The organism is Protofrankia sp. Cas3 (genome assembly GCF_963555955.1).
Taxonomy (GTDB): Bacteria; Actinomycetota; Actinomycetes; order Frankiales; family Frankiaceae; genus Protofrankia.
Genome location: NZ_CAUVXP010000134.1, coordinates 1 through 16,148 on the forward strand (window position 1 = coordinate 1; position 16,148 = coordinate 16,148).

The 16,148-nt window shown below is 69.9% G+C and carries 11 protein-coding genes, 1 tRNA gene and 4 pseudogenes; 10 read left to right on the plus strand and 6 right to left on the minus strand.

Annotation, left to right across the window (positions count from 1 at the left end; all coding sequences use genetic code 11):
* Positions 1-523 precede the first annotated feature (523 nt).
* Positions 524-1,133: pseudogene (gene cobO / locus U9983_RS20780) on the minus strand (cob(I)yrinic acid a,c-diamide adenosyltransferase).
* A pseudogene (locus U9983_RS20785) lies at positions 1,133-1,780 on the minus strand (VWA domain-containing protein); the annotation flags it as partial. The pseudogenes U9983_RS20785 and cobO, both read right to left, overlap by 1 nt.
* A gap of 130 nt (positions 1,781-1,910) precedes the next feature.
* Here U9983_RS20785 and U9983_RS20790 point away from each other — a divergent pair.
* The gene (locus U9983_RS20790; RefSeq protein WP_322755629.1) at positions 1,911-2,129 is read left to right on the plus strand and encodes a hypothetical protein; all 219 of its coding nucleotides are present in this window, start codon (positions 1,911-1,913) and stop codon (positions 2,127-2,129) included.
* A gap of 135 nt (positions 2,130-2,264) precedes the next feature.
* Complete coding sequence (locus U9983_RS20795; RefSeq protein WP_322755630.1) at positions 2,265-3,797, plus strand: ankyrin repeat domain-containing protein; 1,533 nt, start codon at positions 2,265-2,267, stop codon at positions 3,795-3,797.
* A 69-nt stretch (positions 3,798-3,866) separates the two neighbouring features.
* Here the strand turns inward: U9983_RS20795 and U9983_RS20800 are convergent.
* Positions 3,867-4,055 (minus strand): annotated as a pseudogene (locus U9983_RS20800) (cupin domain-containing protein); the annotation flags it as partial.
* Positions 4,056-4,060: 5 nt separating this feature from the next.
* Between U9983_RS20800 and U9983_RS20805 the strand changes: the two are divergent.
* A pseudogene (locus U9983_RS20805) lies at positions 4,061-4,219 on the plus strand (DUF427 domain-containing protein); the annotation flags it as partial.
* A gap of 126 nt (positions 4,220-4,345) precedes the next feature.
* Here U9983_RS20805 and U9983_RS20810 read toward each other — a convergent pair.
* Positions 4,346-4,418, minus strand: a tRNA-Thr gene (locus U9983_RS20810).
* Positions 4,419-4,568: 150 nt separating this feature from the next.
* Positions 4,569-5,327, minus strand: a complete 759-nt coding sequence (locus U9983_RS20815; RefSeq protein ID WP_322755631.1) for a FadR/GntR family transcriptional regulator — start codon at positions 5,325-5,327, stop codon at positions 4,569-4,571.
* A 475-nt stretch (positions 5,328-5,802) separates the two neighbouring features.
* Here U9983_RS20815 and U9983_RS20820 point away from each other — a divergent pair, with 475 nt between their 5' ends.
* The gene (locus U9983_RS20820) at positions 5,803-6,300 is read left to right on the plus strand and encodes a MarR family winged helix-turn-helix transcriptional regulator (protein ID WP_322755632.1); all 498 of its coding nucleotides are present in this window, start codon (positions 5,803-5,805) and stop codon (positions 6,298-6,300) included.
* Positions 6,301-6,320: 20 nt separating this feature from the next.
* Here U9983_RS20820 and rlmB read toward each other — a convergent pair whose 3' ends face one another.
* A complete protein-coding gene (gene rlmB / locus U9983_RS20825; protein ID WP_322755633.1) occupies positions 6,321-7,445 on the minus strand; it encodes a 23S rRNA (guanosine(2251)-2'-O)-methyltransferase RlmB in 1,125 nt (374 codons plus the stop codon).
* 212 nt (positions 7,446-7,657) lie between these two features.
* On the opposite strand from rlmB, the gene U9983_RS20830 reads away from it, so the two are divergent.
* The 6 genes from U9983_RS20830 to U9983_RS20855 form a co-directional block, all read left to right on the plus strand.
* A complete protein-coding gene (locus U9983_RS20830) occupies positions 7,658-9,067 on the plus strand; it encodes a hypothetical protein (protein WP_322755634.1) in 1,410 nt (469 codons plus the stop codon).
* Positions 9,064-10,071 carry a glutamate ABC transporter substrate-binding protein gene (locus U9983_RS20835; RefSeq protein ID WP_322755635.1) on the plus strand — a complete coding sequence of 336 codons (1,008 nt, stop codon included), beginning with the start codon at positions 9,064-9,066 and terminating at the stop codon, positions 10,069-10,071. Before U9983_RS20830 ends, U9983_RS20835 begins: the two co-directional genes overlap by 4 nt.
* Positions 10,072-10,076: 5 nt before the next feature.
* Positions 10,077-11,360 (plus strand): hypothetical protein, encoded by a 1,284-nt coding sequence (locus U9983_RS20840; protein ID WP_322755636.1) that lies wholly within the window; start codon positions 10,077-10,079, stop codon positions 11,358-11,360.
* Positions 11,357-13,582 (plus strand): serine/threonine-protein kinase, encoded by a 2,226-nt coding sequence (locus tag U9983_RS20845; RefSeq protein WP_322755637.1) that lies wholly within the window; start codon positions 11,357-11,359, stop codon positions 13,580-13,582. Before U9983_RS20840 ends, U9983_RS20845 begins: the two co-directional genes overlap by 4 nt.
* Before the next feature lie 7 nt (positions 13,583-13,589).
* Positions 13,590-14,951, plus strand: coding sequence for a PP2C family serine/threonine-protein phosphatase (locus U9983_RS20850; RefSeq protein ID WP_416211462.1), 1,362 nt, complete (start codon positions 13,590-13,592; stop codon positions 14,949-14,951).
* Positions 14,948-16,148, plus strand: a 1,201-nt coding sequence (locus U9983_RS20855; protein WP_322755639.1) for a VWA domain-containing protein, incomplete at its 3' end; no start/stop codon positions are given. The genes U9983_RS20850 and U9983_RS20855, both read left to right, overlap by 4 nt.

The following is a 16,148-nucleotide window of genomic DNA, read 5'->3' on the forward strand; positions in this document are numbered from 1 at the left end:
GTACCAGGCAGATCCACCGCATACATGTCCCCGGCCGGTCCCAAACTCGCCGCATCGAACCGACTATGCCACAAAGATTTGCATACCCGCTGCTGCGTCCGAGATCGTCAAGAGAGCCTGCTCACCGCGACGGGCCGCGAAAGCACGCGGATACTGGGCAGCGTCTCCCTCACCTGTGAGCCGACCCCTCTTGGTTAGACTGAGGTGAGACACCCCGTGTGAGTGCGGGGCGTCGGGGGATGGAGCCGCCTTCCTTTTGTGGCGTCTCGGAGGTCGGGACGGTGACCCCCGCCCACAGTCGGCAAGGGTCGCCGACCTGGGCTGTAAGCAATCTGTAAGCATCGTGGAAGCTCCGTCGGCGACGCGCGGTAGGTCCGGGTCCGCTCGGCGACAGCAGAGGCTGGCGCTGGCCGACCTCCACGCGGTCGCCTTGTCCCGGCAGGATCTCCTCCGTGCGCGGTGACCGTCGTCTTGCCGGCCCCGCTCGCCGGCGCCGCGACCACCAGCCTCGGCGGCGCGGGCGTCACCACTCGATCCCCCGCTGGCCCTTCTGGCCGGCGTCCATCGGATGCTTGACCTTGGTCATCTCGGTGACCAAGGTCCGCGGCGTCGAGCAGCTGTCGGGGCGCCGCCCGACCCGTGATGACGACGTGCTGCCGGCCCGGCCGCCCGGCCAGCACCTCGACGACCTCGTCGACGTCGACCCAGCCCCACTTCAGCGGGTAGGTCAGCTCGTCCAGCACGTAGAGGCGGTAGGTCTGCGCGGCCAGGTCGCGGGCGATCTGCGCCCAGCCTTCCCGGGCGGCCTCGGCCGGCTCGACCTCGTCGGCGTCGGCGGGGCGCCGCAGCCAGCTCCAGCCCTCGCCCATCTTGTGCCAGGCGACCGTGCCGCCCTGGCCGCTGGCGCCGAGGGTCCGCAGGGCGTTCTCCTCGCCGATGCGCCACTTCGCGGACTTGACGAACTGGAACACCCCGATCGGCCAGCCCTGCGCCCAGCCCCGCAACGCCAGCCCGAATGCGGCCGTCGACTTGCCCTTGCCATCGCCGGTGTGGACCACGACGAGCGGCCGGTCCCGCCGCTGGCGGGTGGTCAGGCCGTCGTCCGGAAGCGTGCTCGGCTGCCCCTGCGGCATCAGGCCACCCCCGTCGCCGTTTCGGCGGCCGCCCGGGCCGGACGGAAGCTGCCGGCGGTCGCATCGGGGCGGGTGGACCCGGCGGACAGCGCGTCCAGCGGCATGGTCGGCGCCGCCAACGCCGTCGCGAGCCGCTGTGCCAAACCCAGCCGCAGCGGGCCGGTCTCGCAGTCGACGACGACGGCGGCCACCCCGTCGGCGGCCAGCCGCGCGGCCGCGGCGAGCGGATCGCGGCCGGCGGTGGCCCGGCCGTCGGTGACGAGGACGAGCAGCGGACGCACGTCCGGCTGGCGGCGACGTTCGCCGCGGATGACCTCGGCCGCGCGGTCCAGCCCGGCGGCCAGCGGGGTGCGCCCGCCCGTCGGCAACGCGGCGAGGCGGGCGGCGCCGACCTCGACGCTCGACGTCGGCGGCAGCACCAGCTCGGCCGTGGTCCCCCGAAACGTGATCATGCCGACGCGGTCGCGTCGCTGGTAGGCGTCCACAAGCAGCGACAGCACGGCGGTGGTGACGGTCCGCATCCGGGCGCGGGCGGCCATCGACCCCGAGGAGTCCACGAGGAACAGGACCAGGTTGGCTTCCCGGCCCTCCCGGATCGCGCCGCGGCGGTCCGCGCGCTCGAGCAGCAGCGCCCGGCCGGTGCGCCCGCCGCGGCCAGCGCGGAGCACCCGCACCACCTGGCATACGCCCGGGCGCCCCGTTCGGCATGGCGGTCGGCATGGACAGGCCGCAGGCTTTCAGCGCCTTCTGCAGGACGATGTGCCAGCGGCAGCGGACGTGTCCCGCCGTGTCGCCACCGGAGACCCCAATCCGGCCACACTGGACGAGCTGGAGTCCGACGTCGACGAGGTCGCTACGATCTACCCGGCGACACCCCACGCGGTGCTGGGTATGACCCTCGACCGCTACGAAGTCCTGCACGGCACCGACAGCGCCGTCTACACCGTCACCCGCGACGAGTGGGCCAAGCGGTCCCGGGAAAGAAGCCGCATGTGAGCCCGACCATGCAGAAAGCGCTGCGGCGTCAGCCACGGGATTCTTCGGCTCGCGACCGGACAGCGCTACACCACCGCCGCCCGCACGCTCGGCGGTGCGGAATCGTACGTGTCCGAGACGAACGCTGCGCATCCTATGTGTCTTGAGCACCGCGGCCTGCTCGATCATCCGCCGGGTTTCCGGCCTTTCCGGGGTACTGACCTGTTCGAACGGATCGGCGGTCAGCCCACGATCGACAGACTGGTTGACCTTTTGTATGCGGGGTTCGACGACGACGAGCAGCTGCGTCCCTTGTTCCCGCGGGACCTCGCTGACGGTCGGTCGATGCAGAAGCTCTTCTTCGGCGAGTGGTTGGGCGGTCCCCGTCGCTACAGCGAGCAGGCGCACGCAGGTCTGAGGCACCGCCATGACGGCCTTCCGATCACGCCGGCGCTGGCCCGCCGGTGGCTGGGGCACTTCCGCCGGGCGTTGGAGGCCACAGTCGCGGCGGAGAACGACCGCAGGACGATCTTCGCGCAGGTCCGCTCCCTGGCGCTGGTTCTCGTCAACGGACAGGTGGCGCCGGCAAGGCCCCGCGGGCGGGGGAACAGGCCCGGTGGGAAGGACGCCGGCGCAAGGGAATCGAAGAACGGCCCGCGGCCGGTGGCCTGGTGCGGGATCGACGCCCGGAGCGTGGGGCAGGCGAGGGATCTCGCTCGTCGTGGGGATGTCGCCGGGGTCGACGCGGCGCTGGCGGAGGCACCGGACCTGCTGCGTCCGACCTACGCCGCTGCGATCATGCAGGCGGCTGCCCTGGCCGGCCGCGCCGAGGTCGTACGGATGCTGTTGGGCCGCGGCGTCGGAGCGGACCATCCCTTCTACCTTCCGGTGGGGGTCACCGGGCTGGCGTTCGAGCGGGTGGTATTCGTGACGCCGCTGTGCGCGGCCCGGATGAAGCGTCGTTCCGCGGTCGAGTCGCTCCTCATGGCGGCGGGTGCCAACGAGGACGTCTTCACCTCCGCCTTCCTCGGCGACCTCACCTCGCTCGGGCGCATGCTCGCGGCCGATCCGAACCTTGCCCAGGCGACGGATCCGGCGGTCGACGTCCTCGACATGACAGCCGTCGAACATGCGGTCGCGGGCGGGCAGTCCGGCGCGCTGCGACTCATCCTCGACCACGTCGCACCTCCGCTTCCGGGCTATGTACGAGCGTTGCGCGGGGCCGCCGCACAGGGCAGCCCGGCGATGGTCGAGCTGCTGCTGGCCCATGGGGCGGACGCGACCCGGATCGGCGTCGGACGCTGGGTCCTACATCCCGAGCTGGCTCCGCTGCTGGCCAGCCGCGGCGCGTCGATCGACTCCTCCGGCTCGTGGATCGGTGCCAGCTGCACGGGAAACCAGGGCCGCAAGGACGACCCCGAGTACGTCCGCGCGCTACTACGCCACGGTGCCCACGCGAACGATCGCCGTACCGGCGACCCTCAAGGTACGACCGGCGTCCGCGCTCTCAACGCGACAGCTCTGCACTACGCCACCAAGGCGGGCTTCCTGAGGACCATCGAGGTACTCATCGACCATGGAGCAGACCCAGACGTCCGCGACAGTCACGGCCGCACACCGCTCGACTGGTTGGAACAAGCGGCACCATCGGTCCCGCGAGCCGCAGTCCGAAACCTGCTCGCACCGTAGCGACCGAGGAGATCGGCGTCGATGTAGAAGCGGACAACAGCCGACCTTCGACTCACGCGGCTCTGACGGAGGTCTCGTAGGCGAACGCCCAGCGGACGCCGTGTGCTCCTGGCCGCTGGCCAGCAGCACCACGTCGCCTGGCTGCAGTGCCCGCGGCGGCTCGTCGACGCTCGACAGCCAGCAGGTGCCCTGCAGGATGACGTGGAACCCGAACCCTTGGTTGCCTCCGAACCGCAGCCCCCAGGGGGCGTGGGCCCGCCGGACACCTGCGCATCGACCTCGACGGTGTCACCATCGCCGAGTCGAGCGGTCCCCGGCTCCTCCTCGAAACCGGTGCACCGGTGCGTTACTACCTACCCAAGGCGCACGTACGGATGGAGCTGCTCGAACCGAGCGACACGATCACCCACTGCCCACACCGCCCGCCAACCCCTTAAACGATCACTGGCAGAGCGCAAGATCCTCTTACATGTCCCAAAATAGTCCCAAACCCCAGTTTGATCTTAGTTAGCGATCAAGAATATTGACGTTTCCGCAGGTCAGCGGGGAGCCGACGCCCGGATTTGAACCGGGAACCGCCCGATTACAAGTCGAGTGCGCTGCCAGTTGCGCCACGCCGGCCAGTCCAGGTACCTCCCTAACGTAGAGCATCAACGGACGGTTGCCCACGACGGGCCGATGCTCCCGGCAGGCAGCCCCGCGGCCGAGCCACCGGTCGGGAGCCACCGGTCGGGAGCCACCGGTCGGGAGCCACCGGTCGGGAGCCACCGGTCAGGAGTAGATCATCATGGGAGCCGAGCCCAGGCTGATCATCCCGAATTCGTCGTCGATCGCGCCCTGTGTCTCCCAGAACTCGACCGCGCCTACCACGTCACAATCTTCGATCAGGTCGGTCAGCCGTATATAGCGAGCCAGGGACTGCTCGATGAAGCGGCGCCCATCGTGCTCCGAGATATTGCGCAGAACGGCATCGTACTGGTGGTGGAGCAGCGATGAGACAAGCTCTGTCATCAGTATCAGGGTCCGATTGCGGGAAGTCCGGACCACCAGCACACGAAAATCAGCTGCGCGCCGGGAGAAGTCAACCACATTACGAGCGGAACCGGCTGCAACGAGGCATGCCCGCATTTCCCGGAGATCCGCCGTGGTACGGCGCTTCGCCGCCAACGCCACAATCCCCGAATCCATGACGACCCGGGCCTCGGCCAGATCCCGGACGGGCGTTCCCTGCATCTGCAGCCGCAGGCCTGCCTGCCGTGCGAGGACCCGCGTGTCCGGCTCCTGGACCAGCGGCCCGAGGTGGGACCCACGGCGCAGGACGATCAGAGACTCTGACTCGAGGATGCGCAGCGCCTCGCGCATTGTCGGCCTCGCGACACCGTAAATGTCCATCAGCTCGGTTTCCGGTGGAAGATGGTCGCCAGGCCGGATGTCACCACGCGCGACTCTTCCACGCAGGTCGTCGGCTACCATCTCGGAGAACTTGTTGACGCTCGGCCCGTACCCAGCCCGGGGTGTGGTCATACCCATGTGGCCGCCTCCTCGCTGAAGCGTAAAAGGCCATGCTAACGGGCGGCAGGGGGTACCTACTTGTCACTGTGGGCTTCTTGTGAGAGCGCCCACGCCATGTGAATCCACCCACACCGATATTCGTTGTAGATTGGGCTTTCGCGCCCGCCGACAAAGCAGCTCGAACAGTGGCTGACGACACCGCCGAAGGAGGTGCGTGTACGGCTCTTGTCGCACCGCCGAGACGGCGGGGGAAGCCGGCCTGACCCATCACCACATCCACGCACCAACCACGGAAACGGGTTGACCCGACGCGGCCGGCCGGGAATCCGCGGTCGCAATAGAGTCGAAGGGTTGCCCGCCGACCAGAGGCGACGCGATCAGAAATCTTCTCGCGACACGGGGGACCTTGAGTACCAAGGGTTACCAGGCGGGACGTTTCGTGCCGGCCAGGCGGCATACGGGAGACGCGGTAAAGAAAGAGGGGGAGCTCGAAATGGCGTGGGACGAACCACTTCCCTCCGCCGTGGCCCGGCTCGGACATTCGATCAAGCGGGCGGAACAGGCGCTCATCCGCGAGAAGACCCGGGCCCTGCGTGATGTCGGGCTTTCCGTCCCGCAGTACACCGCCCTGTTCACCCTTGCCGGGTCACCGGGTCTTTCCGGTGCCCAGCTCGCCCGCAGGTGCATGGTCACACCCCAGTCGATGGCCAGCCTGCTGCTCACGCTCGAGGCCAAGGGGCTGATCATACGTGAGCAGTCCGACGTCCATGCGAAGGTGTTTCAAAGCCGGCTGACGCCGACCGGTCTGGCACTGCTGCGGCGGGCCGACGCGCTCGCGCTGGCGGTCGAGCAGCGCCTCGCCGACGTGTTCTCCCCAGGCGAGTTGGAGGAGTTCCGGTCCCTGCTCGAACGGTCCGTCGCCATTCTCGACGACGAGACCGGGCAATCCGTGGCCACCGCCGCACCGCGGTTGTCCGAGCAGGTCTGGTAGCGGTTACCGCTGCCGGTCGACTACCGCTGCCCGTCGACCCGACGACGGCGGGCAATCTCCGCAAGCACCACACCGGTGGCGACTCCGGCGTTGAGCGACTCGACAGCACCGACCATCGGGATCCGTACCGTCAGATCGCAACGCTCCCCGACCAGCCGTGACAGACCGCGTCCTTCTGAACCGACTACCACGACCAGCGGGTCGAAGATCATATCCAGGTCATCCAGGCTGATCTCGCCGTCCGCGGCCAGCCCGACGACGAAGATGCCGGCCTCCGCCCAAGCCGTCAACGCCCGAACCAGGTTCGTCGCCCGCGCCACCGGCAACCGGGCCGCGGCACCCGCCGACGTCTTCCACGCCGCCGCCGTCACACCGGCAGCCCGCCGCTCGGGGACGACCACACCGTGCGCGCCGAACGCCGCCGCCGACCTGATCACCGCGCCGAGATTGCGCGGGTCGGTGACCCCGTCCAATGCCACCAGGAGTCCTGGCGGCGCCGCCTGCGCACGAGCCAGAAGATCATCAGGATGGGCATACCGGAACGGCGGCACCGACAGCGCCAGCCCCTGATGCGGCGCGGCACCACACAGCCGGTCCAACTCGGCTCGGGCGACGTCCGCGACGGCCACACCGGCACGGGGAGCGAGCCGGCGAGCCTCATCAAGACGTTCGTCGTACTCGGTGCCAGCGGCGATCAGCAGTGTGGACGCGGGGACACCGGCCCGTAGCGCCTCCACCACCGCATTACGGCCGACTACCAACTCGTCAGGGTCACCGCGACCGTCCCGCTCGGGTCGGCCGGGCCGACCGGAGCGAGTCGCTCCGGCCCGATGTGGTCCGCTGCGGGCAGGCCCACCAGCACTGCCGCCTCGCCCGGTGGTGTCCGTACTCCGGGAACCGTCCGTACTCCGGGATCCGTCGGTACTCCGCGTCCCGGCCGCCGCGATCACGGCAGCCCGGCGCTGGGCCGGGTGGCCTGGACGCATCTCGGCCGGCGGCGTGGCGCCGCGTCCCTGCAGGCTCTTCCTACCCTGGCCACCGCTGCCTGCCGCTGCGCCCTTGCGATGCGAGCTCCCCTTGGCCGCGCGACCGCCCTGGCCACCTCGCGCGACACCACCGCCGCCTCGCCGCTGTTGGCCGGCCATCAGCGAACTCCACCAGCGCGCGCCCCGGAGGCGTCAGAAAGCATCGTCACACGGTATACGGTCCACCCGGTCGATGGCGGGTCGCCGCCCCCGATGGTCGCGTGGCCGGTGCTCGCTCGGCCGGGGCTCGAACACTGGCCTGTCCACAAGCTGACAGAAGCCTGTGCAAGCTGACAGCTCGCCGCCGACGGCAACCGCACTATGGTCAATCCGTGACGGCGAACACACCTCTGGCGGCATCCGCTGGAGCACGCACCGCCGTCGATCCAAGCATCGCCGACCGGAGCCTGCGGCTGCCTGACAAGGGCCATCGGATGCTGCGCCTGACGGGCCGCCTGTTACACCGGGCTCAGGCGGCGACGGCCACCACGCCCGGCCGGTTCCGGCTGTACTCGATCGCCATCGTCGGCGCACTCGCCGTGCTTGCGCTGGTGTCCGTCTCGACCATCGCCGGTCGGATCAGGACGCTCGACACCATCAGGAACGATGCGGGTCCCTCGATCGTCACAGCACAGCGGGCACACGCGGCGTTGTCCGAGGCCGACGCCACCGCCGCCGCCTCTTTCCTCGCCGGTGGCGCCGAACCCGCTGACCAGCTCGCGGCCTACAACACCAGCATCACCACCGCAACGGACGCCGTGGCGACCCTGACCCGCCTCAACACCCAGGCCGCGGCGGCCGAACCATTAGCCGTCCTGGCCGAGAAGATTCCGGTGTACACCGGGCTCATCGAACGGGCCCATGCCAACAATCGGGTGGGCAACGTGGTCGGTGCCGCCTACCTGCGCCAAGGGTCCCAACTCGTCCAGGAAACAATACTGCCGGCAACCGATCGCCTCATCACACTGAATGCCGACAGCCTCGACAAGGCCTACGCCGATGCGACGAGCGGACCACGCGAGATCCTGCTCTCGGCGGTGTTCATCCTCGCCGCCGGCGGTCTTGTCGGCACCCAGATAATGCTGTACCGGCGAACCAACCGTGTTCTCAACATTCCCCTTGTGACGGCGACCTTCGCCGTGCTGTTCAGCCTCTGTTGGACGGCCGCGGCGTTCTCCGTCCAACAACAGCGGCTCAGCGCCGCCCATGATTCGGGATTCGTACCCATGACCCTGCTGGCCCAGTCCAAGGTACTGGCCCTGCGAGCCCGCGTGGACGAAAACCAGTCGCTCATCGCCCGTGGTAACGGCACGCGTTTCGACACCGACTTCACCGTCGCGGTCACCCGGCTCGGCTTCGCGGTGAACGGCGGACCCCTCGCCGGCGGCTCGCTGAGCGCCGCGCTGCGCGTCGACGGACCGGACACCGCTACCCGCACGGGCCTCGACGCCGACCTGCGGGTATGGCTTGCCGCACATCAGCAGGTCACGGCGCTGCTCGCCGACACCGGTGACTTCACCGCGGCGGGAAAGATCTCCCTCGGCGCGGGTACCGCGGCGTTCGACACCTTCGATCAGAAGGTCGACGCGGCCGTTACGGCCAGCCAGGCACGGTTCTCCCGGCAGGTGTCCGACGCGGGCGAGCCGCTGTCCGTCCTGCTCGCGGTGGCGGTTGTGACCATGGTCGCCGCCGCCGGCCTCAGCCTGGCCGGCATGCAACGGCGCATCGACGAGTACCGATGACCGCCCGTCCCGCCGGCCGCCGGATCACCAGGGCCACCGTGGTCACGGTGGTCGGCGCCGTCATTCTCGCGGCCACGGTGGCATGCGGCACGACCCACAGTCCGCTACCCACCGACGCAGAACCACTGCCACCGGCCACCGCAGCGGCCGTGCTGGCCGGTACGACCACGGCACCCACACAGGGCTGCGGGAACCCGCGGGCAAGCCTCGCCCCACCCGACCCGATGCCCGCCCCGGGCGACATGCCGGCGGGTTCCTTCATGAGGACGATCCAGGATCGTGGCTATCTGGTCGTGGGCGTCATTCCAGACGTTCCACCGTTCGGAATCGTCGCCCCCCAGACAAACCAGCTCGAGGGCTTCGACGTCGACATGGCGAAGGAGATGGCCGCGGCGATCTTCGGACCCGGTAACCCGAAGATCCGGTTTCGGGCGATCACCAACGCCGAACGCATCCCCGCCGTCCAGCACGGCCAGATCGACATCGCGATCGCCACCATGACCATCACCTGTGACCGGCGACGGGATGTCGACTTCTCCGCCGTCTACTACGATTCCGGGCAGCGGGTGCTCGTCCGTCGGGATTCGGGCTTCAGGAGAATCGAGGATCTGGCCGGCAGGAAGGTGTGTGCGGCTGCCCAGACGACCTCGATCCAGGCCATTGCCACCGTATCCCCGGCACCGATCCCCTACCCCGTCACAAATGTCGCGGACTGCCTGGTCGCGCTCCAACAGGGCGTGGTCGACGGGATATCGACCGACGACGGAATCCTGACCGGAATAGTCGACCAGGACCCCTACACGGTGATCGTCGGCCCACGCTTCACCGACGAGCCGCACGGCATGGCCGTCAACAAGGATCACCCGGACTTCACCCGGTTCCTCAACGGTGCCCTGGAAACGATCGAGAAGAACGGCCGGTGGACGGAGATCTACCGGCGCTGGCTCACCGGGCCCGGCACAGAACCGGTGCCCGCACCACCCGTTCCGGAATATCAGGGTTGATCACCATGGTCGCGCCAACTCTGGAACAGATCGACGCCACGCTGGCCCGGCTGTCAGCGGCGGTCGCCGCCCAGGCGGCCATCCTGATGGAGCTGGAGAGCGCTCCCGGCCGTGCCCTGATCGACCCGGAACGCCTCACCGGCGCCACGCGCGAGCGGGCCACGACCGCGCTGGCCGCGCTCGCGGACGCCTGGCACTGCTACCGGACCCTCACCGAGTTGCTGACGGCGGCACGCGCCGTACGTGGGGACAAGGTTCGGGTGGACGCCCGCGTAACAGCCGAGCTGGACACGTTGCTGCACGGCCCGACCGCGGTCCCCGTGCTGCCGGGAGCACCCGCCGGGAGCCCACCACCCGCGGTCGGCATCCGCCCGACGGAGTTGGCGGATCGTACCGATGCGGCGCTTGGCTCGGTCCGCGCCACCATCGACGAGATCCTCGCCGCGTGGAGCAGGCTACTGGCGATCCTCAGCGCGACAGAAGGACAACTCGCCACCGCCGACGAGCTGGCCGCCCGCCTACGACTGGGTGACGATGCCGGCCGCACCGTCGCCCGCCGCCTGCTGGCCGAGCTTTCGGACCTGACCGCCGCCGATCCGCTGGCCGTTCCGGACAGCTTGGTGACCCGCCTTGAAGCGGCGGTGAGCACCGCGCAGGCTGGCCTCGATGAACTGGCCCGGCGGCACGACACCCTGCCCCAGGCCCTGCGGGTAGCGGCAGCGCTGCTCGAACGCATCGCCGCCCTCATCGACCGGGCGGCCACGGACGCCGACCGTGCCCGCAGCCGCATCCTGCTCCCTGCGACACAGCTGCCGCGCATGCCCGCCGGCGTCCTTGATGACGAGCGGCACGGCCTGCGTACCTGGCTCGACCGGTTGACGGCCGCAGCCGCAGCGGGCCGGTGGAAGGAAGCGAGCCGGGGTCTGGACCGCTGGCGGGAACTCGCCGACGCCACGCTGATCTCGGCCCGCCGGTTCGCCGACCGCAGTGCGGCGCCCCTGCAGACCCGCGACGACCTGCGTGGGTTGCTCGGCGGCTGGCACGCCAAGGCGGCCGGCCTGGGTGTCGTGGAAGACCCCGACCTTGCCCAGGCCTACCGCCATGCCCGCTCGGTGCTGTACACGGCGCCGACCGATCTCGACCGGGCCACCGCGCTGGTGCGGGCATTCGGCGCGGCCGTGGACCGGCGAGCCGCGGCGGGCGACGGCGAGCCCGTACCGGAGGTAGAGGTAGAGGGGGACCCGGTCGGTGCTCGTCCGGACCGGGGACGGGAGACCGACCGGACATGAGCACCTCCCAGACCCACGGCGGGCCGGCTGGCACGGGCGGCGCGCCAACCGGCGACGGCGATTCCTGCGCGCGAGCGGGCTGCGACGGCGCCATCGAGGACGGCTACTGCGACGTCTGCGGATTCCCGCCGGCGCCAGGCATCCCATCAACAGAACAGCCCGGGTCGAGCGGCGCCCGATCCTCCGGGCCGGCCCGCCAACGGCGCTCCCGACCGTCCACGCCGACGCCGTCGCGCGGTCAGCTCGGCGTGGGCATCGTCACCGTCGCCGACGTCCCGATTGCGGACCCGCCGACGATGGTGCTGACCGATCCCGAGGTCCCGGAGGGCAGCCGACGGTGCGCCGGCTGCAGCGAACCGGTCGGACAGACCCGCGGTGACATCCCCGGCCGGCTTGAGGGCTTCTGCCCGACATGCGGGCAACCGTTCTCCTTCGTGCCCAAACTCAAACCCCACGACGTCGTCGGCCAGTACGAGATCGTCGGATGCCTGGCGTTCGGCGGGCAGGGCTGGGTGTACCTGGCTCGTGACCGCAACGTCGCCGAGAACTTCTGGGTGGTGCTCAAGGGCCTGCTCAACACCCATGATCCGCAGGCGATGGCCGCGGCCATCGCCGAACGGCAGTACCTGGCCGCGGTCGACCATCCGAACATCGTGAAGATCTTCAGCTTCACCGAATGGCAGGGCACCGGCTACATCGTCATGGAGTACATCGGCGGGATGTCACTGCTCAAGCTCCTCAAACAGCGTCGGGACGCCGCCGGCGGGCGGCCCGACCCGCTGCCGGTGACCCAGGCAGTCGCCTACATCCTGGCGATCCTGCCGGCGTTCAGCTACCTGCACCGCCAGGGCCTGGTCTACTGCGACTTCAAACCCGACAATGTGATGCTGTCCGGCGACTCGCTCAAGCTCATCGACCTCGGCGCGGTGCAGCGCATCGACGACCTCGGCCCGTCGTACGCGACCCCTGGTTACCAGGCGCCCGAAGTCGCCGACCAGGGGCCGTCGGTCGCCTCGGATCTGTTCACGATCGGCCGGTCGCTGGCGGCCCTGATCCTGAACTTCCGGGGCAACACCACCACCTATGCCGTCACGATGCCCCCGCAGCACGAGCACGAGGTACTCGCCCGGCACGACTCGCTGTACCGGTTCCTCCTGCGGGCGACCGCGACCGATCCCGATGCCCGGTTCGCCGGGGCGGACGAGATGTTCGACGAGCTTCTCAAGATCCTCCGGGAGATCGTCGCGGTCGACGACGGGCGGGCGAATCCCGCTCCGAGCCGGCTGTTCTCCTCGGATGCACACCTGACCGGGCAGGACCCGGACGGCAGCGTCGCCGGACCGCCGTGGCTGGTCCTGCCCGCCTGCGGCCCCGACCCGGATGATCCGGCCGGCGCCACCCTGGCCGCGCTCCCCGACGTAGCGCCCGACGCACTGACCGAGCTGCTGTCGGCGATCGGCTCGCCGACGCCGCAGACCCGGCTGCGACTGGCCCGCGCCTGGCTGGAGGCCGGCCGGGATGATCGCGCGGAGGCACTGCTCGCGGCCGTCGCGCAGGAGGACCCCTACCAGTGGCGCACCGACTGGTACCGAGGGCTGCTCGCTCTCGCCGCCGGCCGGAGCGACGCGGCCCGCGCCTGCTTCGACCGGGTCTATGGAGCCGTACCCGGCGAGCTGGCCCCCAGGCTCGCGCTCGCCCTCGCGACCGAGACGATCGACCCGACGACGTCCGCGCGCATGTTCGATGTCGTCTCCCGGACCGACCCGTCGTTCACCTCCGCCGCGTTCGGTCTCGCCCGGGTCCGGGCTCGTGCCGGGGACCTGCCCGGTGCGATCGAGGCCTGGTCACGGGTGCCACGGACGTCCGCGGCATACCTGCCCGCCCAGATCCGCGTCATCCAGACGATGGTGGACCCCGGTGCCCAGCCCGGACGGGCCGACCTCGCGCGGGCGTCCCTGCTCCTCGATGCCCTGCCCGCCGATCCGCCGGCGCGGGCGGAGCTCGCGCTGGCGATCCTGGAAACGGCGCTCGCGGGGCTGGCGGCAGGCACACTACAGCCTGGCGACGACGTCGTCGTCGTGGGAAGGTCACTGCACGTCCGAGACGTGCGGTTCGGTCTGGAACAGGTGCATCGCGACCTGGCCCGGCTCGCCGCGACCCGACCACGGCGCATCGCCATGATCGACGCGGCGAACCGCGTCCGGCCACGGACGTTGGTGTGATCATGTTATGTGCGTGACCGGACGCGGCGCTACCCACCGCAACGGCCATGGAGACCGGGCGGGTCATGCGGGCCGCGCTCCGGAGAAGGGATGGGACGGGATCGACCAGAACGGGGGGCATTGCCCGGTGTGCACGAGTCCGGCATACTCGGATGATCGCTTCTGCGAAGCATGTGGAACTCCGCTGCGAGGCGAGAGACCACTGACGACTGGCGACGCAGACCACCGCGAGATCGACCTCGGCCCGGTTGCCGGTGTCTGTGACCGGGGTGTCCGGCACACCACCAACGAGGACGCCATGGGTGTCGCCATGGTCGGCTCCACTCTGATCGGGGTGGTCTGCGACGGTGTGTCGAGCACGCCCGGGTCCGGCCCAGCGGCGCAGGCGGCGGCTGCCGCCGCAGCCATGGTCCTTACCGAGGCCGTCCGCAGCTCGTACGCCGCGCGCGGCCAGCCGCACCAGGCCGGTCAGCCGCTCCGGGCCGACCTGCCACCCCGGGCCGACCGGCCGACCGCGACGGGGCCCCAGCGATCGGACGGGTTCCCGGGCCCCTTCGGCTACGGCGACATCGGCGAGGACGAAGACCGGCCCGGCTACCGTGACCCCTACGGCGGTTACGGCTCCGACGACCTCCAGTGGCCGGCGTCCGACATTCCCCCGACACCGCCCAGGGTGGTAGCCGACGACTTCCCCGAGGCCGACTTCACAAAGGATGATTTTTCTCACCACGACGTCCCCCAGGATGACTTCTCCCAGCGCGATGCCGAAAACGCGATCCACGCCGCGGTCGCGGCCGCGCAGGCTGCGGTGGTCCGGGCACCGATCGTCGATGGACGCATCTCACCGTCGTGCACGTTTGCCGCCGCCGTCATCACCCGTACCGGCGACGGAGGCGGCAGCGTCACCGTGGGCTGGATCGGGGACAGTCGGGTGTACCTGCTCGGTCCAGGCCGCGTCGAACGGCTGAGTGAGGACGACACATGGGCGGCCGAGGCTGCGCGCGCGGGCCTGATTCCCGCCGCCGCGGTCGAGACCGACCCCCGGGCACATACGCTCACCCGCTGGCTCGGCGCCGACGCCGGGGACGTAACCGCGCACATCCGGGTGTTTCCGCTGGCGTTGCCCGCCACCGTGCTCGTTTGTACCGACGGGCTGTGGAACTACCTGTCCCGGGCCGAGGACCTGGCCGCGGTGGTCGGCGAGCTCCCGCCGGACGCTCCGGCAATCATGGTTGGCCGCCACCTCACCAGGCATGCGATCGACCACGGCGGCCACGACAACATCACGGTAGTGGCCGCACGCATCGACGCGGCACGCATCGACGCGGCACGTTCGGATGGGCACTCCCGTGAAAGGGAGCTGCGATGACGGTGCCGTTCGCGCTGGAGGTCTTCCAGAACGCCTACCTCGGCCGTGGCGGCACCGACGTACACGCGGTGATCACCGTCAAGGCCTCGGGCAGCTCGATTGATCCGCCAGGCCCGGGCGGGTCCACGGAACTGGCCGAGGTCATCATGCTGGACTGTTCGGGATCGATGGCCGCACCCGCGATGAAGCTTGTCGAAGCACGCCGGGCCGCGAAGGCGGCGATTGACGGCCTGCGTGACGGCGTATGGTTTGCGATCGTGCGGGGGTCGGGTATCGCCGAGGCCGTCTACCCTGCGCGACCCGAGCTTGCGCAGGCCAATGCCAGGACCCGGGAAGCCGCGAAGACCGCGGTCGGCTGCCTTGATGCCGACGGGGGCACGGCAATCGGGCGTTGGCTCGCACGCACCCGGGAACTGATGGCCACCCGCCCGAACGCCATCCACCACGCGATCCTGTTGACCGACGGACGCAACGGCGAGCGCTCGACCGAGTTCGACGCCGCGCTGGCCGCCTGTGTCGGACACTTCCAGTGCGACTGCCGCGGCATCGGAGCCGACTGGCGGGTCGACGAACTGCGCCGGATCGCCACGACGCTGCTGGGCACTGTCGACGCCATCCGCCATCCTCGGGATCTCGCCGCCGACTTCCAAGCCATGATTGATACAGCGACGGACCGCGCCGTCGACCGGGTCTCACTGCGGGTGTGGACGCCGCGGGACGCATCAGTCCGTTTCCTGCGGCAGGTCGCGCCCCAGATCGAGGAGCTCACCGCCTCCGCGGTGCAGGTGAACGCACGGACCACGGACTACCCGACCGGCGCCTGGGGCAGCGAGTCCCGCGACTACCACCTGTGCGTAACCGTCCCGGCGCAGGACGACGACGTGGAGATGCTCGCGGCCCGGGTCAACGTGGTCGTCTCCGATCAGGTGCTCTCCCGGGCGTTCGTACGCGCGATCTGGACGAACGATATCGATCTTTCTACCCGGATCGCCCCGGCGGTCGCCCACTACACCGGCCAGGCCGAGCTTGCCCGTCTCCTCCAAGAAGGACTCGAGGCCCGGCGCGAGGGCGACGATGCAACCGCTACCATCAAACTTGGCCGAAGCGCACAGCTTGCCCATCAGTCCGGCAACGAAGCCACATACCACCTACTTCAGAACGTGGTCGACATCGAGGACCCAAGCACAGGTACGGTTC